Here is a 6,356-nt window from a genome sequence, read left to right on the forward strand (position 1 = left end):
CTGAACTCGTTTCAGGGTCTACATGATAACAAAACCAACATATTCACAAGTCTTCTATATCACTCTGGTCAATTCCCTGAGCGCGGGATAGTGAACCACCAGACACTGGGAGCAAAGCTTTTCGGTGCCGTCTTTACCTGATATCGGGAAATATTTGCCGGACTATGCAGAAATAGGAAATAAATGCCGGTCTATGGCAGGCCGGCATTTTTAAAGTTATGTGTGCGAGTGAGTTATCACGTATCTTTGGGTATGATTTTCTCTTCAACCATCGCTTCTTTTTCCGCTTCTGCGGAAGGAATTACCCTGTCCTTTGCTGGATGGGCATGCCACCAGTTGGCCAGGATGGAGCCGGAGATGTTCATCCAGGGGCCGAAAATAGCAGGCGCCAGGGCCGCCGCAGGGCTTTTCAGCACGTTGATGGCTAAGGCGGAGGCCATGCCGCCGTTCTGCAGGCCGACTTCTATAGCTACTGTCCGGCAGGATTTTTCATCCAGCCCGCAGAGACGGCTTCCCCAGTAACCGCCCAGATATCCCATCGTATTATGGATCATCTCGGCGCCGAGGAGCATCAGCCCCACTGCGAGCAGATTGTCCCTTCCGGCGGAAGTGATAACAACGATAATGAAAACAATGCCGCCCATGGAAAGGATCGGAAGGGAGCGGTCGAGCCAGTTTACCTTGCCGTGCATAAATTTGTTGAAAATCAGACCGGCAGAGACAGGGATGATGGTTATCTTGAAAACACCCCACATCATCAGGAGGAAGTCGATCGGCACAAACTGCCCGGCCAGAAATTTCATCCACAACGGGGTCATGATGGGGGCGGCCAGGGTTGCGCATGCGGTGATGGTGACCGAAAGCGCAAGGTTCGATCCGGCGATATAGTTCATCACATTGGAAGCGAGTCCGGAGGGGACGCATCCGATGAGGATCACTCCTGCCGCTATTTCCGGCGGGAATCCGAAGGTTTTGGCAAGGGTGAATCCAACAAGCGGCATCACGGTGAACTGCAGGGTCATGCCAACCAGAACCCCCTTGGGCATGAGGAGCACCTGGGTGAAATCCCTCACGCTCATTGCGGTTCCCATGCCAAACATGATGATCATCATCAATGGTTCAATCAGCCTGGTAAGCTTGTAACTGCCCCATTGCTGGAAAAGGTAGGGGTAGAACATGGAAACCGAAACTGCGGCGAAAATCCAGATGGTGAAAGCAAACCCTTTCAGCGCGTCATTTCCCCGTGAATACATGGCAAAAAAAGCGAACAACCCGACAAAGAGAGGACCTGCCTCAGCCAGCCTTCCCATGGCGATCATGGCGATGATCCCGACAAGGCAGGCAACAGTCGCAACAAGGAAAACCGTATATATTTTTTTACCCATTGTGTTTGATGAACCCTCCATTGCATCTCCTTGCATTAAAGTTTACGGTTATGTCGTTAAGTAAGCTAAAGTGATCATCCGAAAGGTTAATCCCCCCTACCCCCCTTATTAAGGGGGGAAAAAGAAAATTGTTCCTAGTAATATGTAAAGATTTATTAGGATTTGACAGAACCCTCTCCCTAAATTCCCCCCTTAATAAGGGGGGATGCCGTAGGCAGGGGGGATTTTAAAGACACAGGAGCACTCAATTTCTCTTATTTACTTATATTGCCGACTTAACGCCATAACCGAATTAAAGTTATCCTCTTATTCTTTCGAATATCTATAATAATTGAGTGGAAGGCAAGGGAAAACGGAAGAATTCGGGTTATCTGGTGCTCAGATCATCGCCAAGGTCTTTTTCGTTCCGCTTGCCCTTTTCAAGTGCGGCCGAGACTACGACAAGCTCGATCTCCCCGTTCGAGTTGTTATAGAGGCCATGCGAGTCATAGATGGTGCAGGGAATGGCGTCCCCCGCTTTCACCTCCCAGGTGACATTGTTCACTGTAACCTTCCCGCTTCCCGAAACCAGGTAGTAGACCTCTTCGATCATGTTGTGCTGGTGGTAGCCGATAGAGGTTCCCGGAGGCAGGATGCAGTGGTCAATGAACTCCCAGTTGGTCGCGAAGGAATTTTTGTCGAAACAGCGCCGGAAGAGAATGGTTCCCTTGCCGCCGTGGGCGTTCGTGGCAGATTTGAGCAAGCGGCGGTCGAGAAGCGTCCACTGGAACGGCGGCGGTGACTCTAGTGTCTTCTGCGAGAGATCATCCACGAAATCGATGGAATCCCACTTGTTCTTCACCATGCTCACCGCAAAATAGAGCCAGTCAAGCGATACATCGCTGTTGGGATTGTAGATGCCATGTGAAGAGCCTTTCTGGCAGACCACCATAGCCCTTGGCGGAAGCTCGGCGGTGTGGCCGTTCACAGTGAACTGTGCGTTGGCGTTCAGAATGATGAATATCTCCTCAATGCCGCGGTGGACATGCTCGCCGATGCTGCACTGCGGGGGAATCTCGCCGCGTGAGATCGCACGTAGGTTGGTTGCGAAATCAGGGGTGCCGTAAATGGGCGACAGCTTCACCGTTCCCGCGCCGCTGTGACACTTGGGTGTGTCCTTGTATGTCGAGGGAACCAGGCTCCAGTAAATGGGCTTGCCTTTCTGCTCGGCGAGGGAGGGGGAGGGCCAGAACATCCATAGAATGAGCATTGTGAGCGGGAGAAAAATACGTTTCATGGGAGCGTCCTTTGTGAAATTTTTAAGTATTGAACGATGGCAGTCAGGTGAAAAAGTCGGTTTACACACTCCTCAGACCCTGAAACGGTTTTATCGTTCCCGCGAAGCGGCAACAAGTTCAGGGTGACACGGTTTCTGGTCATGCCGAACTTGTTTCGGCATCTATCTTTTGACAGGATTCCTCCAGCGGCCGGTACGCCTTCGGGATATGCGCCTTGACTACATCTTTTTCAAGGAATTGCTTGTATGTGGCGTTAGTCCAGAATTTGGCCACCAGCGATAGCTCTATTGCTGAGGTGCGGCGGTCGTGTGCGGCGTAATGATCGAGCGCGGCTTTCAGGTGAGTGCAGGTCTTTTCGAGAAGGCCGCGCGCTTCCGGGTCGGTGAAGTCGCCGCTACGGAGCGCCCGGGCGGGAACGGACGTTTCGTAGGCAAACGTGCCGTCGGTGATATTTTCCAGGTAGCCGTCCACGATGTCCCAGGGGGTTCCCATATACATGAGGAAAATCTCTTCGTCGGTCAGCTTGTGACGGCCGTTGCGCTCGTCCTCGAGGGCGGCCTCGGCGATGCGGAAGCCCAGCTCGACCGCTTTTGGGCGGGCCTCACGGATATAGGCCACATGCACCGGCAGACCTCCGATGTAGCGGAATCCGCTCCCGGCGGCGAGTTTGCAGAGCTCTGCGGTTGCGCGGGTCTGGAAGCCCTGGTTTGAGGCGCAGGAAATGGAGGCGAACGGGAGGCCGTAGGGAATTCCCTCCCAGAAGGTAGGGTAGATGCGCTCGAGGAACAGCCGCGCCTGTGCGGACATCCCCCAGCCGTGGACGGGATCGACCACCAGGAGGCCGTTCGCGCGGATAAACCCCTGGAAAAGCTCGCCCTTTCGCTTCCTGCCCCAGTCGTCATCGAGGACGCAGCCCGAACCCACATTCCGGATGCAGTGGAAACAGCTTTTGCAGGGGCCGTAGGTATAGTCGTGCAGGTGGTAGACCTCGACATCGAGTCCTTTCACCCCTTCCAGGTTCTGGACCACATTCTCCATGAGCGAGGAGGTAAATCCTTTTTTCCTGCCGCTTCCCTGAACCACCATGAGACACGCCATTCGTTTCTCTCCTCTATCTTAACTGAGTTTTTTCCCCGATTCGATTCCGGCCTCTCGAATGTATTATACTACACCTGAAGGGTTGATCGTGAACCGGCCTAAGAGAATTAATCAAAATTCTGGAATTGATGTCAAGGGGATTCGGGTATTACATCCGATAATAATCAATATTGAAAAAGATAATAAGAATTTTTGTATTTTCTTTTTTGGGATTTTCTATATATACTTTGTGAGGGTTGACAGGGAGGACGTCCGACCGATTGAATATTCAAGAAAAAATCCCTTCTCGCATTGTTCTCTGACGGTAAAAATTGCTCAATTATTAGTTGTATACGTATCTTGAACTCTTACTCACGGAGGTCTGCCATGAATCTTTCACGGATTACCTATCCTGTGCTGCTCCTGGTTCTCTCGTTTCTGGTGATGGCCGGATGCTCGAAGAGCAGTAAAAACCCTCTTTCACCAGATACGAACCAGAAGGAATTTACAACCGGTAATCCCGCTGTTTACACCGTTTCCGGACCGGCGGGAACCGCACTGAAAGACTCCATTACCGGCGCGACATTCCAATTTCCCGAAGGGGCGAGCGGAACTCTTTCTATCGCTTCGGTAACCTCCGGTCCTTCCCTTTCGATTCAGGCAAAGAAATTTTCTGTGGATTACACCGGTTCGGAATCCATTCAACTCGCCGTGCCCCATAAAACCGGAGAACAGGTGGTTCTTTTCTCATACGGCTCAATCGGCAAGGCTGCCATCGACGGTTGCGGCCTTATAGGCTGGTGGGGTATTCCGGCTATAGCAGATTCAAGCGGATATGTGGTTTTTAACGTTCTTTCACCTGTTAAACTGTCTGCATTAAAAATCGCTGGTCTTTCTCAAACACAACAGAAAGAGTATTATGCTATCTCGACAATTTCCGGGGGAACGGATGTAGCTGCGAATATTGAAGCGATTCGAACAACGACAAAACAGGTTGTGGATCAATGGCTGGATAATCTCCCTTCATCGCTCTATACAAGCGCCCGGAATCGGGTTAACGGGTCTCTTCAGTACACCTTTGCATTTAAAGATGATGGAAACGCCTATACGGGCAACAACAGCATGATATGGTCAAATGCTGTGTTTGAGTTCAACCCTTATCCCGGAGAGAAAAAAGCCGACCTGGCGACAATCGCGCATGAAGTGGGGCACTATATGACCCATGTGCTTACCGGATATCCCCGTTTCGCCGAAATCCTTAACAGAATAACGGACTGGAATGCTTACGCTAATCACGGTCTTGCAGAATATAGTGAGGGCCGTAAGGTTCTCCTCGAGGAATATGCCTATTTCTCAACCTATATGATAACCGGAGAGCTGAACGGCACCGATCTGAAAAGAGTGAATTTTCGAACGTTTTTCCAAAGCCGGGCTCCTGACAGTTACGACTATCCGAGCCAGGAAGGTTATGGCGCAGCACTTCTCGGCGCTCTCATGAAAACCGAAGGTGAAATAATATCCTTTGATAAGACTACTCCAAAGGTAAAGGCGCCGCTGGTCGGAGCATCCGTCAGCGATATTCTCGGCATCCTTGCAAGAGGCCCGCGTGATGTAAACGAGTTGCGCTCGTTCATCCAGGATTATCTCGACGGGAGGGGAGGCGATGACCGGTTCAAACTCCCCGCGCTCTTCGAACCGATGGGATGGTCCTACAACGGGACGGGGGTGGTGGTCGATAGCCAGAACAAGCCAGTGGCTGGGGCGCACCTTCAATGCATCTCCCAGTCCGCCGGGACCGAATACCGCACATTCATGAGCACTCGCACAGGAGCGGACGGTAAGTTTTATCTGCCCCGTATTTTCCCGGGTGAAAATATTATAAGGTTATTTTACAACGCCGACAAAGATTCTGTTGATTTTCCTCTCTCTGTGGAATGGACGAAACCTACTAATGTTCAAATTGATCTCAAAGAGTATGTTATCGAGGCCAAAAAGAAGACTGTCGATCTCAAACTTCCGAAGGCGAATTATGTGCTCACTCCGGGTATCCGGGCGCAGAATCCTCTCACGGTGTCCGCGACCGGCACCCTGACCGGCCCCGACGGCATGATCGCAGTGCCGACAATAATTACGGATTATTCCGGGGGAAATGCGAAGATCGATATCCAGTCATCCGTGAATTTGAACGAAGAGGTGACGCTCACTCTCACCGCGACCTATTCCCTGTTTCGGGGCGAAACCTGGACAACCGGTCTCTATCAGGGTGATTATAAAAGCGCCTCAGAATCGGTGACCAAGCTTTCCGGTGTCCGGTTCAAAATATCTTCCCAGCGTGGAGGAGAAACTCTGGTATCATCCACACAGAGCACCCCGAATCTTAATATCAGGATCGCTCCGGCGGACAAGTCCGGCTATTATTATCGGGCTGATGTCCGGCTGGAATGGGATTACAACGTGACCTACTACAACGCCAAGGGCGATGTGGAGGGCACCGAGACAGGCACAACCGGAGCTTATATTCTTCATATCTATCAGGGTACCATGTAGGATGATACGGCAATAAAGTCAATTGTACATTATTTTCTTGTATTTCTTTACCTCACCCCCTGTCCCCCTC

Annotated in this window: 4 protein-coding genes; 1 reads left to right on the forward strand and 3 read right to left on the reverse strand. The window is 51.3% G+C overall.

The window, feature by feature from the left end; all coding sequences use genetic code 11:
• Positions 1-236 precede the first annotated feature (236 nt).
• The 3 genes from Q8O92_04110 to Q8O92_04120 all read right to left on the reverse strand — a co-directional run bounded on the left by Q8O92_04110 (position 237) and on the right by Q8O92_04120 (position 3,760).
• Complete coding sequence (locus Q8O92_04110) at positions 237-1,406, reverse strand: bile acid:sodium symporter family protein (GenBank protein MDP2982497.1); 1,170 nt, start codon at positions 1,404-1,406, stop codon at positions 237-239.
• 346 nt (positions 1,407-1,752) lie between these two features.
• A complete protein-coding gene (locus tag Q8O92_04115; protein MDP2982498.1) occupies positions 1,753-2,661 on the reverse strand; it encodes a cupin domain-containing protein in 909 nt (302 codons plus the stop codon).
• Positions 2,662-2,800: 139 nt separating this feature from the next.
• A complete protein-coding gene (locus tag Q8O92_04120) occupies positions 2,801-3,760 on the reverse strand; it encodes a flavodoxin family protein (protein ID MDP2982499.1) in 960 nt (319 codons plus the stop codon).
• Between the two features lie 366 nt (positions 3,761-4,126).
• On the opposite strand from Q8O92_04120, the gene Q8O92_04125 reads away from it, so the two are divergent.
• Entirely contained in the window at positions 4,127-6,286 is a 2,160-nt protein-coding gene (locus tag Q8O92_04125) for a carboxypeptidase-like regulatory domain-containing protein (protein MDP2982500.1), read from the forward strand.
• Positions 6,287-6,356: the final 70 nt, after the last annotated feature.

It is taken from the genome of Candidatus Latescibacter sp. (assembly GCA_030692375.1).
Lineage (GTDB): Bacteria > Latescibacterota > Latescibacteria > Latescibacterales > Latescibacteraceae > JAUYCD01.

What these genes read in the sequence shown, in the direction of transcription:
- Q8O92_04110 (MDP2982497.1), bottom strand. Translation starts at nt 1,406, where the DNA reads ATGGAGGGTTCATCAAACACAATGGGTAAAAAAATATATACGGTTTTC.
- Q8O92_04115 (MDP2982498.1), bottom strand. Translation starts at nt 2,661, where the DNA reads ATGAAACGTATTTTTCTCCCGCTCACAATGCTCATTCTATGGATGTTC.
- Q8O92_04120 (MDP2982499.1), bottom strand. Translation starts at nt 3,760, where the DNA reads ATGGCGTGTCTCATGGTGGTTCAGGGAAGCGGCAGGAAAAAAGGATTT.
- Q8O92_04125 (MDP2982500.1), top strand. Translation starts at nt 4,127, where the DNA reads ATGAATCTTTCACGGATTACCTATCCTGTGCTGCTCCTGGTTCTCTCG.